The sequence below is a fragment of the Agrobacterium sp. DE0009 genome, assembly GCF_007680755.1.
GTDB classification, from domain to species: Bacteria; Pseudomonadota; Alphaproteobacteria; order Rhizobiales; family Rhizobiaceae; genus Agrobacterium; species Agrobacterium tumefaciens_B.
Genome location: NZ_VEIU01000002.1, coordinates 204,295 through 224,457 on the forward strand (window position 1 = coordinate 204,295; position 20,163 = coordinate 224,457).

Here is a 20,163-nt window from a genome sequence, read left to right on the forward strand (position 1 = left end):
CAGCGAGGGTGCACGACTTGCACCCTTTCAGGCTGGCGCGGTTGCGACATCAGCAGCGTTTGGCAAGGCATGACAACAAAGGCCCGGTCTCACGCCGGGCCTTTGATATTTTAAGATGTCTGGACGACCATCTTATCGGAACAACAACCGTTTCTAAAGGCCCTACCGCGCCGTCGTCAGAACGGCACCGCGCCGGGACCCGCCACAGCACCCGGTGGCACCTTGCCGAGAATGATCATGCCGAGCACTTCGTCCTTGGTAACATCTTCGGTCCGCGCGTGACCCACGACCTTGCCGTTTTTCATGACAAAAACCCGGTCAGCCAGATCGAAGACATCGTGGATATCATGGCTGATGAGGAAGATTCCGATGCCCTGTCGTTTCAGTTCCTTGACGAGGTCGCCCACCTGCGCCGTTTCCTGCGGCCCGAGGGCGGCAGTCGGCTCATCCATGATGAGGATGCGGGCGTCGAACAGAATGGCGCGTGCAATGGCGACTGACTGGCGCTGACCGCCCGAGAGCGCCTTCACCGGTTCCTTGAACCGTCGGAAATTGGGGTTGAGACGCCCCATCACCTCACGGGCCGAGGCTTCCATGGCGACATCATCGAGCGTACCCCATTTCGTTTTCAGCTCGCGTCCGAGATAAAGATTCGCCGCCGCATCGACATTATCCGCCACCGCCAGCGTCTGGTAAATCGTTTCGATGCCGTACTTCTTCGCATCGCGCGGATTGCGGATATCCGCATCCTCGCCATTGATGAGGATTTCACCCCCATCCCGCCGGTATGCACCCGACAATATCTTGATGAGCGTCGATTTGCCTGCGCCATTGTGGCCGAGAAGGGCGACAACCTCGCCGGGGAAAAGATCGACTGAGGCGTTTTCCACCGCGTGGATACCGCCGAAGGAAATGGAAATATTGCGCATTTCCACGAGGGGCGTGACTTGTTCCGTCATTGGGGTTCTCCTCGGTTCTTACTTGGCGCGGGCGCGGTAGATGGTGTCGAGCCAGACGGCGACGACCAGGACCACACCGACGACGATGCGCTGGAAGGGCGTATCGATGCCCACCAGCACCATGCCGGATTGCAGCGATTGCATGACGAGTGCGCCGAGCATCGCACCCGCTATGGTGCCGACGCCGCCGGCAAGCGAGGTGCCGCCTATGACCGCAGCCGCGATGGTGTAAAGCTCGTCGAGTTCACCCTGCGCATTGGTGGCCGCGTTGAGGCGGGCCGTCGAGATTGCCGCCGCGATGGCGCAGAGAACGCCCATCAGCGTAAAAATCTTCACCGTGACCCAGCGCGTCTTGATGCCGGCGAGTTCCGCCGCTTCCGGGTTGCCACCGATGGCGAAGACATAGCGGCCGAAGCGCAGTCTTGTCGCGATGAAGGTCATGACGGCACCGACGGCAAGCGCCATCAGCACCGGGACGGCAATGCCATGCGGAATGAACAGACCGCCATCCGGCCATGCGATACCATTGGCATCGGCATAATTGCGGGCAATATTGACCGGCCAGGGGTAGCTGTTGACGACGGCAACGAAACCGATGACAACAAGGCAGCCGAGCGCCACCAGGAAATATTCCGCCCAGACCGGCCGCAGCGGGAAACCGAAACGGCGGCGCTGATGGCGGGAATTGAGGATAGCAGCAACGATCGCGACACAGGCGATGACGGCAGCGATCCAACTCCACGTCGCGCCGATCGAACCGCTGGTGCCGCCGCCCATCAGGCGGAAGGTGGAATCCATCGGCGCCACGGTGCGGCCGCTGGTGACGAACCAGGTGCCGCCGCGCCAGACCAGCAGGCCGCCAAGCGTGACGATGAAGGACGGCACATTCAGAAAGGCGATGATCGATCCCTGCAGCATGCCGATAGCGCCACCGACGAGGATGCCGACCAGAAGCGTGACGATCCATGTCGCCCAATGTTCGAAACCGAGGATTTGCGGCAGGATTTCCGCCTGCATGACGCCCATGATCATGCCGGAAAAACCAAGAATGGACCCCACTGACAGATCGATATTGCGGGTGACGATGACAAGCACCATGCCCGTCGCCATCACAGCCACTGAGGCGGTCTGCACCGAGAGGTTCCAGAGGTTTCGCGGCGTCAGGAACAGGCCGCCGGACAGGATATGAAATCCGATCCAGATCAGAAGAAGCGCGCCCACCATGCCGAGCAGCCGGGTGTCCAGTTCGGTCGCGCTGATGAAGCGCGAAATCGAGCCCGCCTTTTCAGCCTTGGGGGACGCTGTGGAATTGGATTGTGTCATGTCGGCCATGGACTGCCGGTCCTCCTTACATCTGAAAGGCGCCGCGCCACCTGATCGTGACGCGGCGCCCAAACATCAACCTACCGGTCTCAGTTGCAGGCCTTGACGGATCCGGCCTTCACACCCTGGCAGGCTGTTTCCTTCTTGATCCAGCCGGCGTCGATGACAGTGCCGAGATTGTCCTTGGTGATGGCGATCGGCTTGAGGAAGACCGACTGCATGGTGACCTTCTTCGGCCCGCCATCAAAGGTGGTGACGCCCTTGATCTCGGTCATCTTCTTGCCACCGGCCAGTTCCAGCGCAATGCCCGCCGCTTCCTTGCCCAGTTCACGGCTGTCCTTCCAGACGGATACCGTCTGCGTGCCAAGCGCAACGCGGTTGAGCGCGGCGAAATCGGCGTCCTGACCGGAAACGGGAACCGAACCGGCCATTCCCTGTGCGGCAAGAGCGGCGATGGCGCCGCCAGCCGTGCCGTCATTCGAGGCGACGACCGCATCGACCTTGTTGTTATTTTTGGTCAGGAACTGTTCCATGTTCTTCTGGGCGTTTTCCGGCTTCCAGCCATCGGTATAGGCCTCGCCGACATTCTTGATCTTGCCGCCGTCAATGGCCGCCTTCAGCACTTCCTGCTGACCGGCGAACAGGAAATCCGCATTCGGATCGGAAGACGAGCCCTTGATGAAGACGTAGTTGCCTTCCGGCTTGACCTTGAAGACTTCGGCAGCCTGCAGGCGACCGACTTCCTTGTTGTCGAAGGTGATGTAGAAGGCATTCTTGTTTTCGATCAGACGGTCATAACCGACGACCGGAATACCCTCGGCCACGGCCTTCTCCACAGCCGGGCCAATCGCATCACTGTCCTGCGCCAGGATAATCAGCGCGTTGGCGCCCTGGGAAATCAGCGATTCCACGTCGGTGAGCTGCTTTGCGGCAGAGGACTGCGCGTCGGCGGAAATGTATTTCGCACCGGCCTTGTCGAGCGCTGCCTTGATGGCCGCCTCATCCGTCTTCCAGCGCTCCTCCTGGAAATTCGACCAGGAAACGCCAACGACGAGATCAGCCGCGATGGCGGCGGTGTGCAGGGAAACGAGTACGGCTGTACCCGCCAAGAGCTTGGCAAATGAATTCATGATGTCCTCCCGGTAAGAGCGCTGCCCCACACCTCCATGCGGGGAAAAACGCCCGAAAAAGCTGCCGGTCTCTGTGGTTTCACAATTTTCTCGACAGTCGAGAAAATTAATGTCAGAGATTTCCGATGCTGTCAACAACGGCTGGAGACAGCATCCGGGTGCCTTGATCTTGCTTTCGGCATGCGCCATCAGAGCGAAAAAGCACGACAGGAAAAAAGCCGTTCAGGGAGCATGCCCCAGCCCATGTCCGCCATTGCAAGCACGGAACTGGTGCGCCAGAAAAACAGCCTGTCGGTAATGGCAGCGCTGCGCCTGCACGGCAGTCTGTCCCACACCGACATGTCGACGTTCACCGGGCTTGCCTCCGCAACAGTCTCGGCCATCACCACGGAACTGGAGCGGGCCGGAATCATCCTACGCAAGGAACAGATCGCGGCCGCAGGGCGCGGGCGGCCGCGCATTCTCTTTGCACCTCAAGGTGCCTTTTGTCATGTCGCCATCGTCATCATCTCGTCCGACAGCGTGCAATATTCGCTGGTCGATTATGCCGGGAAGCTGGTGGATCGCTTTACCGAACAGAGAGTGACGACTGAGAAAGGCAGGTTCGGTGGGGCGATCCGTGCTGGCCTCGCAAGGCTTGCCGATCGCTCGCGCATAGACCGACATGATATCCTGCAGGTCTCGATCAGCAGCAAGGGGCTGGTGGATGCAGCGACGGCAACGCTTCTCTGGTCGCCGGTCCTCGGTGATGAAAAGATCGATTTCCAGCAGCTGGTGTCTGCGGATCAGCCTACGCGCGTGACGCTGAACAATGAAACGCTGCTTGCCGCCAAAGCCATCTGGATGCGGGAGCAGGCGAAGGACGGTAGTGCAACAGATTCCCTTGTCACGCTGTCACTCGGTCACAGCATCGGCCTCGGTATTGCCCGCTCCACCGGCGGCGCAATCGAGGTCAGCGCCCCCAATTTCGGCCATATGCTGCATCTCGCCGACGGCGCTTTATGCCGCTGCGGCGCCAGAGGCTGTATCGAAGCCTATTCGGGTTTCTACGCCATCCTGCGCTCGGCCTTCGAAGCACCGCCGCAGGCAGAGCCGGCAAAATTCGTTCCTGTCGCCGAGGTGGACAAGATCGCCGCCTCCGCCCGCGCCGGCGCGCGCATGGCCCGCTTCGCCTTCCGCACCGCCGGCCTTGCGCTCGGCAACGGCCTTTCGCGCCTTTTCAGCCTGCACGGCCATATGCCGGTTTTCATCACCGGACCCGGCACACGCTATTTCGACCTTCTGGAAAGCGGCCTGCGCGACGGCCTTGCGCAATCCCAAGCCGTCCGTTTCGGCGGCATGCCAAAAATGGCCATTGCCCCCAACGAGCCGGAACTGGTGTTCGAGGGCCATATGGAACACGCGCTTTCCGCTGCCGACGATTATATTCTGAGCGCCGAAGGTGCTCAGAAACCGGTGCGTAATTCGGCAGGCTGAGAAGGCAGCCGACGGGTGTTCAGGCCCGCTGCGCCATCGCTTCCGGATTTTCTCTGACGCCTGTCAGCTCGGCCAAGAATTCGTCCAGCGCGGCCGCCTCGTCCTTGCTCAAACGCAGGCCCTGTTTCGTGCGCCGCCAGAGAATGTCCTCGGCCGAAAAAGCCCATTCATTTTCCACCAGCCAACGCACCTCGCACTCATAAAGCGTGCCGCCGAAATGCCGGCCAAGGCCGGAGACATCGGTGGCGGATCCGAGCAGGTCCACTGCCTTCGTGCCGTAGTTTTTGACGAGCCGTTCGGCATGGCGTTCATCCAGGAAGGAATAACGCGAGAGCAGCGTCTTCACCTGCGCGTCAAATCGCTGCGCACCAAAATCGCCGCCCGGCAGGTGGGAGCCGGCCGTCCAAGGCTTGCCCTTTGCACCGATTGCGGCACCGATCTTTTCCAGCGCATGTTCCGCCAGCCGCCGATAGGTGGTCAGCTTGCCGCCGAAGATGTTGAGGAGCGGCGCTTCGCCCTCTGCCTCTTCCACCTTCAGCACGTAATCGCGGGTGGCCTCCTGCGCCTTCGAGGCGCCGTCGTCAAAGAGCGGTCGCACGCCGGAATAGGTCCAGACGATATCTTCCGGGCGCACCGGCTCGCTGAAATAGTCGCTGGCCGCGTTGCAGAGATAGGAAATCTCTTCCTCGGAAATGCGCACCTTGGCCGGATCGCCCTTGTAGTCGCGATCCGTTGTACCGATCAGCGTGAAATCCCGCTCATAGGGAATGGCGAAGATGATGCGATTATCAGGATTCTGGAAGAAATAGGCGCGCGGATCGGAAAACTTTTTGCGCACGATAATATGGCTGCCCTGCACGAGCCTGACATTATGAACATCGTTGCGCCCGAAGACACCGGACAGAACATTGTCCACCCAGGGACCGGCGGCATTGACCAGCATGCGCGCCCTGTATGTGGCCGCCCGGCCGTTTTTTTCGTCCAGCGTCTCGATGAGCCAAAGCCCGCCTTCACGCCGCGCCGAAACGACCCGCGTGCGGTTCATGATCGTTGCGCCGCGATTTGCGGCATCGCGCGCGTTAAGAACCACGAAACGGGCATCATCCACCCAGCCGTCGGAATATTCGAACGCCTTGGCGAAAACGGGCTTCAGCGGCTTTCCGGCCGGGTCCTTGCGAAGATCGAGCGTGCGCGTCGGCGGTAACAGCTTCCGTCCGCCGAGGTTGTCATAAAGAAACAGGCCGAGCCGAACCATCCATGACGGACGCACGCCGCCTTTCTGCATGGGCAGAACGAAACGCATGGGCCAGATGACATGCGGCGCCATGGCCCAAAGGATTTCCCGCTCCATCAGCGCCTCGCGCACAAGGCGGAATTCGTAATGTTCGAGATAACGCAAGCCACCATGAATGAGCTTGGTGGCGGCAGAAGACGTGCCGGAAGCGAAGTCGCCTTTTTCCGCAAGCGCCACGGAATACCCTCTGCCCACCGCATCGCGGGCAATACCGCAGCCATTAACGCCGCCGCCGATGACAAAAAGATCAAAAATGTTTTCGCCGGACATGGAGCCTCCGCGACAATGCAAGGGAAACACCCTTTATGGAAAGACAACCACATAAAAACGAAAACAAAACGAATGTCAAAAGAAAATAAACGAACCAAAGAGGCGCACGTGAAAGCATGCCCGCGAGTGGTGCCTCACAGGGTGAGCCTCCTAGGAGATTTATGTTTCAACCGTGTGTCTGAGAAACCTGCTCGAGTTCGTAAAGCACCCCGCCCATATCCTTCGGATGCAAGAAAAGAACAGGATTGCCGTGCGCGCCGATCTTGGGCGTGCCATCGCCGAGAATACGGACGCCTTTTTGGATAAGGTCGTCGCGCGCCGCCAGAATATCCGGCACCTCGAAGCAGAGATGATGCGTGCCACCCCCCGGATTGCGTTCGAGAAAAGCGGCCATCGGCGAGTTTTCCCCGAGCGGGTGAAGAAGTTCGATCTTGGTATTATCAGCCTGAATGAACACCACCGTCACACCATGTTCCGGCAGCGATTGCGGCTCGGAAACCCGTGCGCCGAGCGCCCTGTATCGCGAAACGGCGGCATTGAGATCAGGCACCGCAAGGGCGACGTGGTTCAATCTTCCGAACATGCTTGCCGTCCCCTCACGCATTTCGCCTGATGCCCTCGAGCAGGTCGAGCACCTTGTTGGCCGCATCCATGACATTGGTGCCGGGGCCGAAGATAGCGGCGACACCGTGATCAAGCAGGAACTGATAATCCTGGCGCGGAATGACGCCGCCGACAACGACGATGATATCTTCCGCCCCCTTCTGTTTCAGCGCCTCGACCAGCTGCGGCGCAAGGGTCTTGTGCCCGGCAGCGAGCGACGACATGCCGACCACATGCACCTTGTTATGAACGGCGAGATCGGCCGCTTCCGCTGGCGTCTGGAACAGCGGTCCAGCCAGCACATCAAACCCGATATCGCCGAAGGCAGAAGCGATGACCTTTGCGCCACGATCATGCCCGTCCTGCCCGAGCTTGGCGACCATGATGCGCGGTTTTGTGCCTATCCGTTCAGCCACACCTGAAAGGCGGGCGGCAAGCGTAGCGAGTTCCGGCTCATCCTTATAAGCCTCGCCGTAGATATCGCTCACCACCTCAGGCACGGCGGCGTGGTCGCCGAAGGCCACGCGCAACGCATCGGAGATCTCGCCGACGGTGGCGCGTGCACGGGCCGCGACAACGGCGGCTTCGAGAATATTTCCCTTGCCGCTGCGGGCCACCTCCGAGAGCGCCTGCAAAGCGGCGGTTACGTCCTTGCCATCGCGACGACGGCGCGTGTCTTCGATGCGGCGGATTTGCGCGGCACGCACGGCGGCGTTGTCGATATCGAGAACATCGATATCCTTTTCCGTTTCCAGCCGGTAACGGTTGACGCCGACGATCACCTCCTCGCCCTTGTCCACCGCCGCCTGCCGGCGTGTCGCCGCCTCTTCGATCAGCCTTTTCGGCAGGCCTTCCGCCACCGCCTTGGTCATGCCGCCAAGCCCCTCGAGCTCCTCGATCAGCGCCCAGGCCTTCTCAGCCAGCTCATTCGTCAGGCTTTCGACATAATAGGAACCGGCCAAGGGATCCACGACCCTTGTGACGCCGGTCTCATGCTGGAGGATCAGCTGGGTATTGCGGGCAATGCGGGCGGAAAACTCCGTGGGCAGGGCAATCGCCTCATCGAAAGAATTGGTGTGCAGCGACTGCGTGCCGCCGAGCACGGCGGACATCGCCTCGAAAGCGGTGCGGACGATGTTGTTATAGGGATCCTGCTCTTGAAGCGACACGCCCGATGTCTGGCAATGGGTGCGCAGCATCAGCGACGAGGCCTTTTGCGGCTTGAACTCCTCCATGATGCGCGACCAGAGCAGGCGCGCGGCGCGCAGCTTGGCCGCCTCCATGAAGAAATTCATGCCGATGGCGAAAAAGAACGACAGACGGCCGGCGAAATCATCGACATTCAGGCCTTTTGCCAAAGCAGCCCGCACATATTCCCGGCCGTCCGCCAGGGTGAAGGCCAGCTCCTGCACCAGCGTCGCGCCGGCCTCCTGCATGTGATAGCCGGATATCGAGATGGAGTTGAATTTCGGCATCTCCTTCGCCGTATATGCGATGATGTCCGCGATGATCCGCATCGAGGGCTCGGGCGGATAGATATAGGTGTTGCGGACCATGAACTCCTTGAGGATGTCGTTCTGGATGGTGCCGGAAAGCGCTGCACGCGGAACGCCCTGCTCCTCCCCCGCAACGATGAAATTGGCGAGCACGGGAACGACCGCGCCGTTCATCGTCATGGACACCGAGACCTTATCGAGCGGAATGCCGTCGAACAGGATTTTCATGTCCTCGACGCTATCGATCGCAACGCCCGCCTTTCCGACATCGCCCTCCACGCGTGGATGGTCGCTGTCATAACCGCGGTGGGTGGCGAGATCGAAAGCGACGGAAACGCCCTGCTGGCCGGCGGCGAGCGCCTTGCGGTAAAAGGCATTGGAGGCTTCCGCGGTGGAGAAACCGGCATATTGACGGATGGTCCAGGGCCGTCCGGCATACATGGTGGCGCGCGGACCGCGGGTAAAAGGGGCAAATCCCGGCAGGCTGTTAAGATGGGAAACATGTTGCAGGTCGTCTGCCGTATAGAGCGGCTTGACCTCGATACCCTCAGGGGTGTGCCAGACGAGTGTGTCCGGTGAGCGCTTCAGCTCCTTTTCAGCAAGGTGAAGCCAATCCCGCACCGTTTTTTCACCCGACATGCATCTCTCCCCTTTTTGCATTTCGCTTCAGCATTCTGGCGGGTGATCATGACGAAAATCGAACGATCTACCCCGTGCCCATAAACCGCTGCGGCCCGCTTGCGTTCCGAAGAAACGGCAGCAGCGTTACTCGAACTCGAGAATGACCTCGTCCACCGCGAGGCTGTCGCCCGGTTTTGCCGCCACTCTCACAACACGGCCGCGTTTTTCCGCGCGCAGTACGTTTTCCATTTTCATGGCCTCCACCGTCGCCAGCGCCTGCCCGGCCTCCACCTCGTCACCCTCACCCACCGAGATACCGGTAATGACACCGGGCATGGGGCAGAGCAGCAGTTTCGAGGTATCCGGCGGCAGTTTTTCCGGCATCAGCAGCGCCAGTTCCGCCACGCGCGGGCTGCGCACGCGGGCGAGAACATCCATGCCGCGCCAGCGCAGGCGAACCGCTGCACCCGCAAGATCGACCTTGGCAGCGATGACCTCGCCTGCCACCGTAAACAGCCCAAGGCTTTGGCCAGGACGCCAGCCGGTATCGATGGTCAGCGCCATCCCATCCTCAAAACGCACCGCCGTACCATCCGCACCGGTTTCGACGCTGATCCCGTAGCGGAACGCGCCAAACGAAACCACCCAGTCACCACCGACAATGCGGCGGTGATTGCCGATGGTGCCGGAGATTTCAACCGCGCGGTTTTGCAGGCGCTGATTGACGATGGCGGCAATGGCGGAAAGCTTGCGCGCGGCGGCATCATCCGCTTCAACGCCGGAAAAGCCTTCCGGAAACTCTTCTGCTATGAAGCCGGTCGTCAGCCTGCCAGAGCGAAAGCGCTCATGCTGCATGACGGCGGAGAGAAACGGCAGATTGTGGCCGATGCCTTCAACCTCAAAACGATCCAATGCCTCTCCCATGGCATCGATGGCTGTCGCCCGATCCTTGCCCCAGCTGCACAGCTTGGCGATCATCGGATCGTAATACATCGAGATTTCGCCGCCTTCGAAGACGCCGGTATCGTTGCGAAGAATGGTGCCGTTCTCCTGCGCACCCTCCTGCGGCGGGCGATATCGCGTCAGTCGGCCAATAGAGGGCAGGAAGTTGCGATAGGGGTCTTCGGCATAAAGCCGGCTTTCAATCGCCCAGCCGTTCAGCTTCACATCCGCCTGCCCGAAGGACAGTTTTTCACCTGATGCCACACGGATCATCTGTTCGACCAGATCGATACCCGTGACCAGTTCCGTCACCGGATGTTCCACCTGCAAACGGGTGTTCATTTCGAGGAAATAAAAGTTGCGGTCGCCATCGACAATGAACTCGACCGTGCCGGCCGAGTGGTAATCGACCGCTCTCGCCAGCGCCACGGCCTGCTCGCCCATGGCCTTCCGCGTTGCCTCGTCCAGAAAGGGCGACGGCGCTTCCTCGATGACTTTCTGGTTGCGGCGCTGGATGGAGCATTCGCGCTCCCCGAGATAAAGGATATTCCCGTGCTTGTCGCCAAGCACCTGAATTTCGATATGGCGCGGCTGGGTGACGAATTTTTCGATGAAAATGCGATCGTCACCAAAGGAGGATTTCGCCTCGTTTTTTGAGGACTGGAAACCCTCGCGCGCCTCGGCGTCGTTGAAGGCAATGCGCATGCCCTTGCCGCCGCCGCCGGCAGAGGCCTTGATCATGACGGGATAACCGATCTGCGAGGCGATCTTCACCGCCTCATCCGCATCCTCGATCAGCCCCATATGGCCGGGAACGGTGGAAACGCCGGCTTTCGCCGCCAGTTTCTTCGAAGTAATCTTGTCACCCATGGCCTCGATCGCGCCAACGGGCGGACCGATAAAAACGACACCCGCCTTTTCCAGCGCCTGCGCGAAGGCGGCGTTTTCCGACAGGAAGCCGTAGCCGGGATGGACAGCATCCGCCCCGGTCTTCTTGATCGCTTCGAGAATCTTCTCAATGACGATATAGGACTGTGACGAGGGAGCAGGGCCAATGTGGACGGCCTCATCCGCTTGTCTCACATGCAGCGCATTGGCATCCGCATCCGAATAAACCGCAACGGTGGCGATGCCCATCTTCTTCGCCGTCTTGATGACCCGGCAGGCAATCTCGCCGCGATTGGCGATAAGGATTTTCTTGATCATGCGGCTATGCCCCTCTTCCCTCAGCACGAACCCTTAAACAGTCCTCAAATCTCGAAGAAATTCTCGAAGGACTCCGGGAAGTTCTGCCGCGCGACGCGTTCGTCTATGACGAGCATCGCCTGGTAGGAAACAGGGTCGAAATTCTTCTCCGCCGGCACCACCTCACGGCCGAAAAGCAGGTTAAGGCGGGCGGCGTCGAGATTGCCGCGCTCGAAGGGCTCAGGACCAAAATGGTGCCAGAGCGAGTGCAGGAAGGCAGCATCGATGCGATGCTCCTTGGTGTCGTTGCGCGCCCGCCGGGGTATCATCTTGATCGGTGTTACCCCTTTGGGATTGGCGCGGCGGATGGTGAACTGGACGCCCGTGCTCGGCATGCCGGAGGGAAAACCCTTGTGTTTGGTCATTTCGGGCAGGTTCGCCATCTCTAATCCTTCTCTTTGTTCTTACGCCTTGCCGATCTTGTCCTGCGTCTTCGTGTCGAAGTCGGAGGCATCGTGGCGTTCATGCAATTGTTCGGACGGATCGCCCGAGGTCTTGTTGACGATCACGCCGCGTTTTACCGCCGGGCGTTCGCCGACTTCAAGCGTCCAGCGCATGACATTCTTGTAGCCATCGGCTTCAAGGAAAGCACCGGCATCGCCATAGGCCTGGCCGAGCGCGATCTTGCCATACCATGGCCAGACGGCCATATCGGCAATCGTGTATTCGGAGCCGGCGAGATATTGGTTTTCAGCAAGGTGGCGGTCGAGCACGTCGAGCTGGCGTTTAACTTCCATGGCGTAACGATCGATCGCATATTTGATCTTGATCGGCGCATAGGCGTAGAAATGACCGAAACCACCGCCGAGGAAGGGCGCGGAGCCCATCTGCCAGAACAGCCAGTTCAGCGCCTGCGTGCGGGCATTGCCCTCCTTCGGCAGGAACGCGCCGAATTTCTCCGCAAGGTAAACGAGGATCGAGCCGCTTTCGAAAACGCGTGTCGGCTGAGGCGTCGAATGATCCATCAGCGCCGGGATTTTGGAATTGGGATTGACACCAACAAACCCGGAACCGAACTGGTCGCCTTCGCCGATCTTGATCAGCCACGCATCATAGTCTGCGCCCTTGTGGCCGGCAGCCAGCAATTCTTCCAGCATGATGGTGACCTTCTGGCCGTTCGGCGTGGCCAGCGAATAAAGCTGCAGCGGATGTTTGCCGACAGGCAACTCCTTGTCATGGGTGGGACCGGCGATCGGGCGGTTGATGTTGGCGAACTGGCCGCCATTGCCCTTTTCCCAGGTCCAGACCTTGGGCACTTCATATCCGGCGGGGAAATTATCAGCAGATGAATTTTCGGCCATGAAAATGGGTCCTTGTGCGTTTTGGGAGGACATCCGGACATCCGGGCGCCTGAACACCCATATAGTAAGGTGGCCGAAGCATTTTTCCAGCCCTGCTGCTCATCAGAGGGGAATGGTATCGTGTTTCTTCCAGCGGGTTTCCACGTTCTTGTTGCGCAGCGACGCAAATGCGCGGGCGATGCGGCGGCGCGAGGAATGCGGCATGATGACCTCATCGATGAAACCGCGTTCCGCCGCAACGAAGGGATTGGCGAAACGCTCCTCATATTCTCTTGTTCGCGCAGCGATCTTTTCTGGATCGGAAAGCTCTGAGCGATAGAGAATTTCCGCCGCCCCCTTCGCTCCCATCACGGCGATTTCCGCGGTCGGCCAGGCATAATTCACATCAGCGCCGATATGTTTGGAGGCCATCACGTCATAAGCGCCGCCATAGGCCTTACGGGTGATCAGCGTCACCATCGGCACCGTCGCCTCCGAATAGGCGAAGAGAAGTTTCGCGCCGTGCTTGATGACGCCGCCATATTCCTGCGCCGTACCGGGCAGGAAACCGGGCACATCCACCAAAGTCAGAAGCGGAATATTGAAGGCGTCGCAGAAGCGCACGAAACGCGCCGCCTTGCGCGAACTGTCGATATCGAGGCAGCCGGCCAGCACCATCGGCTGGTTGGCGACGACGCCGACCGTCTGGCCTTCGAGACGGATGAAGCCGGTGATGATGTTGCGGGCAAAGGCCTCCTGCAACTCGAAGAAATCGCCCTCGTCGGCCAGCGCGTGGATCAGCTCCTTCATGTCATAAGGCTTGTTGGAACTGTCGGGGATCAGCGTGTCGAGCCGCGCTTCCAGCCGTGCGGGATCGTCATGGAACGGCCGCACCGGCGGCTTTTCGCGATTGTTAAGCGGCAGGAAATCGAACAGCAGCCGCACATGTTCCAGCGTCTCGATGTCGTTTTCGTAAGCGCCATCGGCGACAGAGGATTTTTTGGTGTGGGTGGAGGCTCCGCCCAGTTCTTCGGCCGTGACGATCTCGTTTGTCACCGTCTTCACTACATCCGGCCCGGTCACGAACATGTAGGATGTGTCACGCACCATGAAAATGAAATCGGTCATGGCCGGTGAATAGACGGCACCGCCTGCGCAAGGCCCCATGATGACGGAGATTTGCGGCACGACGCCGGAGGCGACGACATTGCGCTTGAAGACATCGGCATAACCGCCAAGCGATGCCACGCCCTCCTGAATGCGCGCGCCGCCGCTGTCGTTGAGGCCGATAACGGGCGCGCCGTTGCGGACCGCCATATCCATGATCTTGCAGATTTTCTGGGCGTGGGTTTCCGAGAGCGAACCACCGAGCACGGTAAAATCCTGCGAAAACACATAGACCTGCCGGCCATTGATGGTGCCCCAGCCGGTCACGACGCCGTCGCCCGCCACCTTCTGCTCCGCCATGCCGAAATCCACCGCCCGGTGGGTGACATACATGTCGTATTCTTCGAAGGAACCTTCATCCAGGAGCACGTCGATGCGCTCGCGCGCCGTCAGCTTGCCCTTGGCATGCTGCGCATCGATGCGCTTGACGCCGCCGCCGAGCCGCGCCTCTTGTCGCCGCGTTTCCAATTGCTCCAGAATGCCGGGCATATTTCCTCCATGCGTTTCCTCAAAATCAATAGCTTAGAAAACATTCGCCTAGAAGCCTTGATCGTGCGCGTATGCGTGCCATAAATCTTTGCAATGTTTAATTTTGCAAAGTTGCAATATGGCGACGGAAAAACTCTTCATCGGCCGCAAGGTGCGGGGCCTTCGCGAAAATGCCCGCGCCACGCAGGCGCAATTTGCCGAACGACTCGGCATCTCCGCGAGTTACCTCAACCAGATCGAAAACAACCAGCGCCCCGTTTCGGCCAGCGTTCTGGTGACGCTGGTGGAAAAATTTCAGCTCGACATGGCGGAACTGGCGACAGGCGAGAGCGACCGGCTGGTTTCAGCCCTGCGCGAGGCGCTGAAGGACCCACTGTTCATGAATTACGAACCGGGGCTTCAGGAGTTGAAGCTGATTGCCCAGAACGCACCGGGTTTTGCCCATGCGCTGCTGCGTGCCCACCAGGCCTATCGGCAAAACAGCGAGCAGCTGGTGCAACTGGATGACCGGCTGGGCCGCGGCACCGCACAGGTTGAAAGAACCCCCTATGAGGAGGTCCGCGATTTCTTTCACTTCGTCGACAATTACGTTGCCGAGATTGATCTTCTGGCCGAGGAACTGGCGCAGGAACTGGAGATCGAGGGAGGCGAGACCGACGGCATTCTGGCAGCGCATCTCAGGAACCGTTACGGCATCCATATCACGAGAACCGCGGCGGCAGGCGGGCTGATCCGGCATTTCGATCCTGTCGGCAAAACGCTCGCCCTCAGCTCCTACATGGCCGCATCCACCCGCTGTTTTCAGCTTGCGTTGCAGATCGCCCAGCTTCACGCCGGCGCGACGGTGGACAGGGTGCTGGCTGGCGCCGGTCTCCGCAACACGGAAGCGGCCGAAATCTGTCGTATCGGACTGCACAATTATTTCGCCGCAGCGCTCATCCTGCCCTATGGGCAATTTCACCGGGCAGCGCAGGAGCTACGCCACGATCTCGAACTTCTCGCCGTGCGTTTCGGCGCAAGCCTTGAGCAGGTGGCCCACCGGCTGAGCACCTTGCAGCGACCCGGCATGAAGGGCGTACCCATCTTTTTCGCCAAGATCGACCGCGCCGGCAACATCACCAAACGCCACAGCGCCACGCGGCTGCAATTCGCCCGCTTCGGCGCGGCCTGTCCGCTGTGGAATATCCATCAGGCTTTCGAAAGCTCCGACAGGATCGTGCGGCAGCTGGCGGAAACGCCTGACGGCGTGCGCTATCTTTCCATTGCTACGCAGATCGAAAAGGCTGGCGCCGGTTTCAATACGGAAAGACCGCGTTACGCCATCGCGCTCGGCTGCGAAATTTCCCACGCGCAAAACTTCGTTTATGCCGATACGCTCGATCTCGGCAATGCGGCGTCCTTCAAACCGATCGGCATTTCCTGTCGCGTGTGCGAAAGGGTGGATTGCGTGCAGCGCGCCGTGCCGCCGCTGAAACGAAAATTGCAGTTCGATGATCTATCCCGCGGAGCTCTACCCTATCGGATCGCGGACTTTTAGGGCTCACGCAGCCGATCACGGCAAAGGTGCCATGGCGCGCCGCATGATGTTGGCATAATAGCCCCAGAATAACCGGGCGGCGACAGAACGCCATGGTGACCAGAGAGTTGCGCGTTCCGCCAGCCACTTCGCTTCCGGCCTTACCTCGAGATCAAGTGCATGCGCCACCGCCGATCGCAGCGCCACATCCCCCACCGGAAAGATATCCGGGAGCCCGCCGCAGAACATCAGATAGACCTCCGCCGTCCACGGGCCTATGCCACGAAGCGCCACGAGTTCGGAGAGGGCGGCACTCCCCTCCTTGCGAACTACGCCATCAAGATCGACCTTTCCTTCGGTGACGGCGCGGGCCAGCCCTTCCAGTGTCGTCGCCTTGGCGCGCGACAGGCCGAAGGTGGCGCGCAATTCCTCGGGCGCGGCCAGATAACTCTGCGCCGTGACCGCGCCGCCGGTGCCGGCGATGATTCGCGCCCAGATGGCATTGGCACTGGCGCGCGACACCATCTGCGACACCACGATATGGGCAAGGCCCGCAAAGCCAGGCTCGTGAATGCGCAGTTCCAGCGGACCGGCTATTTCAATGACGGGGCGAAGCGCCGGATCAAGGAGAGCGAGATGTTCCAGCCCTTCGTTGATGTCGTCCATCCCGGTGATGATTTTCATATCGGTCATTCCATTCGCCGCCAGCCCGCTGGCGGGGAGCATTAAAACATGGCAGAAGAAACCATGCCTTCGCCTCGCCGTCAAAAACCGGTTTACCGTTTCGCACCAAGCTCCAACGGCCGGCTGCACCTCGGCCACGCGCTCTCCGCTTTCCTGAACCATGACATGGCGCGGAATAATGACGGCCGCTTTCTATTGCGCATCGAGGATATCGACCAGACTCGCTGCACCCCGGAGTTGGAACAGGCGATCTATGATGACCTCGGCTGGCTAGGCCTCGACTGGGAAGAACCGGTCCGGCGGCAATCACAGCATTTCGATAAATACCGCGCGTCTCTGGACAGGCTGATCAAGGCCGATCTTGTCTATCCCGCCTTCTTGAGCCGTGGCGAAACCAAAGCCCTCGTCCGCGCCTTCGAAGCGGAGGGCAATTTGTGGCCGCGTGATCCCGATGGCGCACCCCTCTACCCTGATATCGACAGGCAAAGACCAAGAGCCGAGCGGGAAGCTCTGCTAGCCTCTGGCAGGCCGCACGCATGGCGCCTCGACATGGAAAAGGCGATCCGTACCACTGCGATTCCCCTTTTTTGGCAGGAAAGCGGCGATGGAGAGACGGGACTAATCGAGGCTCGGCCCGCGCTCTGGGGCGATGTCGTGCTTTCGCGTTCCGATGCGCCCTCCAGCTATCATCTCTCCGTTGTCGTCGACGATGCGCTACAGGGTATTACCCATGTGGTGCGCGGCATGGATCTCTTCCATTCGACCGCGATCCATCGGCTTCTGCAGCAACTGCTGGATTTGCCGCAGCCTGCCTATCATCATCACAGGCTGATCCTTGGCACGGATGGGCGCAAGCTTTCGAAAAGCGAGGGCAGCACCGGCCTTTCTGCCCTTCGTGCCGATGGGGCAACGCCTTCAGATATCCGCCGGATTGTCGGCCTCGTCTAACGCCCGCTCCCGGCGTAAGCCATTGCTGCCGATATTGCGTCGGATAATTTGACGGACCTTGTATTTCATCAGGGCGGCATTTACCTCTGCGCCCAGCATGAAGATGACGCCGACCATGTAAAGGAAGACCAGAACCACCATCACAGACGCAAGCCCGGCATAGGTGGCGGCATAATTGGCGAAGGTGGAGAGGTAATAGGCGAAGATTGCTGCACCGATGACCCAGAAAAGCAGGGTCAGCAGCACGCCCGGCCAGACATCCCAGATGCGCCGCTTGCCGGCGGGCAGCCACAGGTGAGCCGCCACGAGGCCGGCGGTAAGCACCACGATCGTGCCGTAGAGACCAAGGCTGGAGACCGTGTTCAGCAGATCTGTCAGCCACGGGAACCGCGCTTCGGCAAAGGATGCGGCGACAGGCACCGCAACCAGAACGATGCTGATGCCGGCAAAGACCACGACCGCAATCAAAACATAGAGAAGGCTGAGCAGGCGGGTCACATACCACCAGCGCGTCTCGGTGACACGATAGGCGCGGTTCAGCGAAATTCGCAGCGCCTCAACGCCGTTGGACGCAAAATAAGCGGCCGCCAAAACCGAAATTGTCAACAGCCCGCCACGGGGAATGGTCAGAACCTGCTGCACCTGCGCGGCAAGCGGTCCTGCAATGGCGGCTGGCCATGTATCGAAAATGAGATGTACCGCCGTTTCGGAAAACTGGTCGGCGCCGAGAAAACCGGCGAGCGCCGTGCCGAAGATGAGAAACGGAAACAGGGCCAGTAGAATGGAGAGCGCCATGTGGCTCGCCATCGCCCAGCCGTCATCCTCGGCGAAATGGGAATAGGCATCGAAGGCAACCTTGCCTGCCAGGCGCACTGCGGCAACCATGTCACCTCCATTCATCGGCATTTCATTTGTAACTTCGCGCTGAATATGGGAAATCAGCTTCGTTTTGTACAGCGCGCAAGCCCGGCTTTCGGTTCCGTCACTGAAAAGGATTTTGCGCAATTTAATCTCGCCTGCCCCGGAGATGTCCGGGGCAAAAAACCAGCAGCGGAGCGGCTATGTCTGAAAAACCGGTCATCATCATCACCGGCTGTTCCTCTGGCATCGGCGCCTATTGCGCCAGCGCGCTGCAACGGGACGGCTGGCGGGTCTTCGCCACCGTGCGCCGCATCGGCGATATGGCAGCGCTTGAAAATCAGGGTGTCGAGGCCCTGATCATGGATTACACAAAACCCGAAACCATCGCTGCCTTGGTCGAAACCGTCGCAACCCGAACCGGCGGCCGGATTGATGCGCTCTTCAACAATGGCGCTTATGGCCAGCCGGGGGCGGTGGAGGATTTGCCTGTCGAAGCGTTACGCGCGCAGTTCGATACCAATGTTTTCGGCTGGCACGATCTGACACGGCGGGTCATACCCTTCATGCGCGACAGGGGTGTGGGTCGCATCGTGCATTGTTCTTCTATTCTGGGCCTCGTTCCTTATCGCTATCGGGGCGCTTACACGGCATCGAAATTCGCGATCGAAGGGCTGGGTGTGACGCTGCGCATGGAGCTTCAGGGCAGCGGCATTCATGTGAGCCTGATCGAACCGGGTCCGATTACCTCAAAATTCACGGCGACGGCGCTTGCCCACGTCAGGCAACATATCGATCTCGAAAACTCGGCTCATGCCGCGGAATATAAACGGCAACTCGCCCGCATGGATGGCTCCGGCCCGGTCAACCGCCACAAACTCGGCCCCGATGCTGTCTATGCGGTGCTGAAACATGCCCTGACGGCGGCAAAGCCCAGACCGCATTATCCCGTTACTGTTCCAGCCAAACAGGGTCTTATCCTGAAACGGCTCTTGCCTGCCGGACTTTTCTATCGTCTGTTGCGGAGATTCGATTGAGGAGGAGTATCCCCTAAATGTCCGGCTTCACCACTGTTCTGGCCCTTATCGTCATGGGCCTCGTTGTCATCGTGTTGATACGCGGCCTCTTCAACATGCTGAAAGGGCAGGACGCCAACCGCTCAAACAAGCTGATGCAGCTTCGCCTGTTGTTGCAGGCCATCGCCATCGTGCTGATCATGCTCACCCTCTGGCTGACCGGCGGCGGGCGCTGACATGGTCAAGCTGAACAAGATTTATACCCGCACCGGCGACAAGGGCACGACCGCACTGGTTTCCGGCCCGCGCCGCCTGAAGCACGATCTACGCGTCGAGGCCTATGGCACCGTCGACGAGACCAATTCGGCTATCGGCGTCGCGCGGCTTCACACGGTCGGCATGGATAAGCTCGATGCGATGCTTTTCCGAATTCAGAACGATCTCTTCGATCTCGGCGCCGATCTAGCCACGCCCGACGATGGCGAGCCACTCTCCTATGAGCCGCTGCGCATCGTCGAGAGCCAGGTCACCCGACTGGAGACCGAAATCGACGAACTCAACGCCTCTCTTGAGCCGCTTACCTCCTTTGTCCTGCCGGGCGGCAGCGCGGCAGCAGCCAATCTGCACATGGCGCGGACAATCTGCCGGCGGGCGGAGAGGTTGATGGTGGAGCTTTCCGTCGCCGAGAGTGAAATCGTCAGTCCGGCTGCCATCAAGTACGCAAACCGCCTGTCAGATTTCCTTTTCGTGGCCGCCCGTTACGCCAATGATGCGGGCCGGGCCGACATTTTGTGGGTTCCAGGCAAGAACCGCTAGATCGCATCAATCGGGCTAATGAGGGCGTTC

Annotated in this window: 18 protein-coding genes; 6 read left to right on the forward strand and 12 right to left on the reverse strand. The window is 60.0% G+C overall.

All coding sequences use genetic code 11. The features are described 5' to 3' along the window. Positions 1 to 176: 176 nt before the first annotated feature. The 3 genes from FS804_RS10410 to xylF all read right to left on the reverse strand — a co-directional run bounded on the left by FS804_RS10410 (position 177) and on the right by xylF (position 3,412). The gene (locus tag FS804_RS10410; protein ID WP_144576531.1) at positions 177 to 959 is read right to left on the reverse strand and encodes an ATP-binding cassette domain-containing protein; all 783 of its coding nucleotides are present in this window, start codon (positions 957 to 959) and stop codon (positions 177 to 179) included. An 18-nt stretch (positions 960 to 977) separates the two neighbouring features. Continuing rightward, complete coding sequence (locus tag FS804_RS10415) at positions 978 to 2,291, reverse strand: sugar ABC transporter permease (protein ID WP_063946866.1); 1,314 nt, start codon at positions 2,289 to 2,291, stop codon at positions 978 to 980. 80 nt (positions 2,292 to 2,371) lie between these two features. Next, positions 2,372 to 3,412, reverse strand: a complete 1,041-nt coding sequence (gene xylF, locus FS804_RS10420; protein ID WP_063946865.1) for a D-xylose ABC transporter substrate-binding protein — start codon at positions 3,410 to 3,412, stop codon at positions 2,372 to 2,374. A 243-nt stretch (positions 3,413 to 3,655) separates the two neighbouring features. Between xylF and FS804_RS10425 the strand changes: the two genes are divergently transcribed. Then, positions 3,656 to 4,888 carry an ROK family transcriptional regulator gene (locus FS804_RS10425; RefSeq protein ID WP_186376760.1) on the forward strand — a complete coding sequence of 411 codons (1,233 nt, stop codon included), beginning with the start codon at positions 3,656 to 3,658 and terminating at the stop codon, positions 4,886 to 4,888. A gap of 19 nt (positions 4,889 to 4,907) precedes the next feature. On the opposite strand, the gene FS804_RS10430 is transcribed toward FS804_RS10425, so the two are convergent. The 7 genes from FS804_RS10430 to FS804_RS10460 all read right to left on the reverse strand — a co-directional run bounded on the left by FS804_RS10430 (position 4,908) and on the right by FS804_RS10460 (position 14,295). Then, a complete protein-coding gene (locus FS804_RS10430) occupies positions 4,908 to 6,452 on the reverse strand; it encodes a glycerol-3-phosphate dehydrogenase (protein ID WP_144576533.1) in 1,545 nt (514 codons plus the stop codon). A 166-nt stretch (positions 6,453 to 6,618) separates the two neighbouring features. Then, positions 6,619 to 7,035 carry a methylmalonyl-CoA epimerase gene (mce, locus tag FS804_RS10435; RefSeq protein ID WP_144576534.1) on the reverse strand — a complete coding sequence of 139 codons (417 nt, stop codon included), beginning with the start codon at positions 7,033 to 7,035 and terminating at the stop codon, positions 6,619 to 6,621. Between the two features lie 13 nt (positions 7,036 to 7,048). Beyond that, positions 7,049 to 9,190: a methylmalonyl-CoA mutase gene (scpA, locus tag FS804_RS10440; RefSeq protein WP_144576535.1), complete on the reverse strand. Its 2,142-nt coding sequence runs from the start codon at positions 9,188 to 9,190 to the stop codon at positions 7,049 to 7,051. A gap of 126 nt (positions 9,191 to 9,316) precedes the next feature. After that, on the reverse strand, positions 9,317 to 11,320 hold the full coding sequence (locus FS804_RS10445) for an acetyl/propionyl/methylcrotonyl-CoA carboxylase subunit alpha (RefSeq protein WP_144576536.1): 2,004 nt from the start codon (positions 11,318 to 11,320) through the stop codon (positions 9,317 to 9,319). Between the two features lie 44 nt (positions 11,321 to 11,364). Further along, complete coding sequence (locus tag FS804_RS10450; protein WP_063946859.1) at positions 11,365 to 11,742, reverse strand: hypothetical protein; 378 nt, start codon at positions 11,740 to 11,742, stop codon at positions 11,365 to 11,367. A 21-nt stretch (positions 11,743 to 11,763) separates the two neighbouring features. After that, a complete protein-coding gene (gene yghU / locus FS804_RS10455; RefSeq protein WP_144576537.1) occupies positions 11,764 to 12,660 on the reverse strand; it encodes a glutathione-dependent disulfide-bond oxidoreductase in 897 nt (298 codons plus the stop codon). Between the two features lie 102 nt (positions 12,661 to 12,762). Beyond that, positions 12,763 to 14,295 carry an acyl-CoA carboxylase subunit beta gene (locus tag FS804_RS10460; RefSeq protein WP_144576538.1) on the reverse strand — a complete coding sequence of 511 codons (1,533 nt, stop codon included), beginning with the start codon at positions 14,293 to 14,295 and terminating at the stop codon, positions 12,763 to 12,765. A 118-nt stretch (positions 14,296 to 14,413) separates the two neighbouring features. Here FS804_RS10460 and FS804_RS10465 point away from each other — a divergent pair, with 118 nt between their 5' ends. Further along, a complete protein-coding gene (locus tag FS804_RS10465; protein WP_144576539.1) occupies positions 14,414 to 15,832 on the forward strand; it encodes a short-chain fatty acyl-CoA regulator family protein in 1,419 nt (472 codons plus the stop codon). A 15-nt stretch (positions 15,833 to 15,847) separates the two neighbouring features. Here the strand turns inward: FS804_RS10465 and FS804_RS10470 are convergent, their stop codons facing one another. Then, positions 15,848 to 16,504, reverse strand: coding sequence for a DNA-3-methyladenine glycosylase (locus tag FS804_RS10470; RefSeq protein ID WP_186376761.1), 657 nt, complete (start codon positions 16,502 to 16,504; stop codon positions 15,848 to 15,850). 39 nt (positions 16,505 to 16,543) lie between these two features. On the opposite strand from FS804_RS10470, the gene gluQRS reads away from it, so the two are divergent. Continuing rightward, on the forward strand, positions 16,544 to 17,443 hold the full coding sequence (gene gluQRS / locus FS804_RS10475) for a tRNA glutamyl-Q(34) synthetase GluQRS (RefSeq protein ID WP_144576540.1): 900 nt from the start codon (positions 16,544 to 16,546) through the stop codon (positions 17,441 to 17,443). Here gluQRS and FS804_RS10480 read toward each other — a convergent pair. Continuing rightward, complete coding sequence (locus FS804_RS10480; RefSeq protein WP_144576541.1) at positions 17,411 to 18,328, reverse strand: YihY/virulence factor BrkB family protein; 918 nt, start codon at positions 18,326 to 18,328, stop codon at positions 17,411 to 17,413. The genes gluQRS and FS804_RS10480 overlap by 33 nt on opposite strands. A gap of 176 nt (positions 18,329 to 18,504) precedes the next feature. On the opposite strand from FS804_RS10480, the gene FS804_RS10485 reads away from it, so the two are divergent. From FS804_RS10485 to FS804_RS10495, 3 genes are read left to right on the forward strand one after another with little or no spacing between them, the layout of a single operon-like run. Continuing rightward, the gene (locus FS804_RS10485) at positions 18,505 to 19,338 is read left to right on the forward strand and encodes an SDR family oxidoreductase (protein WP_144576542.1); all 834 of its coding nucleotides are present in this window, start codon (positions 18,505 to 18,507) and stop codon (positions 19,336 to 19,338) included. 17 nt (positions 19,339 to 19,355) lie between these two features. Further along, positions 19,356 to 19,553, forward strand: coding sequence for a twin transmembrane helix small protein (locus tag FS804_RS10490; RefSeq protein ID WP_003497428.1), 198 nt, complete (start codon positions 19,356 to 19,358; stop codon positions 19,551 to 19,553). Position 19,554: 1 nt separating this feature from the next. Beyond that, complete coding sequence (locus tag FS804_RS10495; protein WP_144576543.1) at positions 19,555 to 20,133, forward strand: cob(I)yrinic acid a,c-diamide adenosyltransferase; 579 nt, start codon at positions 19,555 to 19,557, stop codon at positions 20,131 to 20,133. The last annotated feature ends 30 nt before the right edge of the window (positions 20,134 to 20,163 follow it).

What these genes read in the sequence shown, in the direction of transcription:
- FS804_RS10410 (WP_144576531.1), bottom strand. Translation starts at nt 959, where the DNA reads ATGACGGAACAAGTCACGCCCCTCGTGGAAATGCGCAATATTTCCATT.
- FS804_RS10415 (WP_063946866.1), bottom strand. Translation starts at nt 2,291, where the DNA reads ATGGCCGACATGACACAATCCAATTCCACAGCGTCCCCCAAGGCTGAA.
- xylF (WP_063946865.1), bottom strand. Translation starts at nt 3,412, where the DNA reads ATGAATTCATTTGCCAAGCTCTTGGCGGGTACAGCCGTACTCGTTTCC.
- FS804_RS10425 (WP_186376760.1), top strand. Translation starts at nt 3,656, where the DNA reads ATGTCCGCCATTGCAAGCACGGAACTGGTGCGCCAGAAAAACAGCCTG.
- FS804_RS10430 (WP_144576533.1), bottom strand. Translation starts at nt 6,452, where the DNA reads ATGTCCGGCGAAAACATTTTTGATCTTTTTGTCATCGGCGGCGGCGTT.
- mce (WP_144576534.1), bottom strand. Translation starts at nt 7,035, where the DNA reads ATGTTCGGAAGATTGAACCACGTCGCCCTTGCGGTGCCTGATCTCAAT.
- scpA (WP_144576535.1), bottom strand. Translation starts at nt 9,190, where the DNA reads ATGTCGGGTGAAAAAACGGTGCGGGATTGGCTTCACCTTGCTGAAAAG.
- FS804_RS10445 (WP_144576536.1), bottom strand. Translation starts at nt 11,320, where the DNA reads ATGATCAAGAAAATCCTTATCGCCAATCGCGGCGAGATTGCCTGCCGG.
- FS804_RS10450 (WP_063946859.1), bottom strand. Translation starts at nt 11,742, where the DNA reads ATGGCGAACCTGCCCGAAATGACCAAACACAAGGGTTTTCCCTCCGGC.
- yghU (WP_144576537.1), bottom strand. Translation starts at nt 12,660, where the DNA reads ATGGCCGAAAATTCATCTGCTGATAATTTCCCCGCCGGATATGAAGTG.
- FS804_RS10460 (WP_144576538.1), bottom strand. Translation starts at nt 14,295, where the DNA reads ATGCCCGGCATTCTGGAGCAATTGGAAACGCGGCGACAAGAGGCGCGG.
- FS804_RS10465 (WP_144576539.1), top strand. Translation starts at nt 14,414, where the DNA reads ATGGCGACGGAAAAACTCTTCATCGGCCGCAAGGTGCGGGGCCTTCGC.
- FS804_RS10470 (WP_186376761.1), bottom strand. Translation starts at nt 16,504, where the DNA reads ATGACCGATATGAAAATCATCACCGGGATGGACGACATCAACGAAGGG.
- gluQRS (WP_144576540.1), top strand. Translation starts at nt 16,544, where the DNA reads ATGGCAGAAGAAACCATGCCTTCGCCTCGCCGTCAAAAACCGGTTTAC.
- FS804_RS10480 (WP_144576541.1), bottom strand. Translation starts at nt 18,328, where the DNA reads ATGGTTGCCGCAGTGCGCCTGGCAGGCAAGGTTGCCTTCGATGCCTAT.
- FS804_RS10485 (WP_144576542.1), top strand. Translation starts at nt 18,505, where the DNA reads ATGTCTGAAAAACCGGTCATCATCATCACCGGCTGTTCCTCTGGCATC.
- FS804_RS10490 (WP_003497428.1), top strand. Translation starts at nt 19,356, where the DNA reads ATGTCCGGCTTCACCACTGTTCTGGCCCTTATCGTCATGGGCCTCGTT.
- FS804_RS10495 (WP_144576543.1), top strand. Translation starts at nt 19,555, where the DNA reads ATGGTCAAGCTGAACAAGATTTATACCCGCACCGGCGACAAGGGCACG.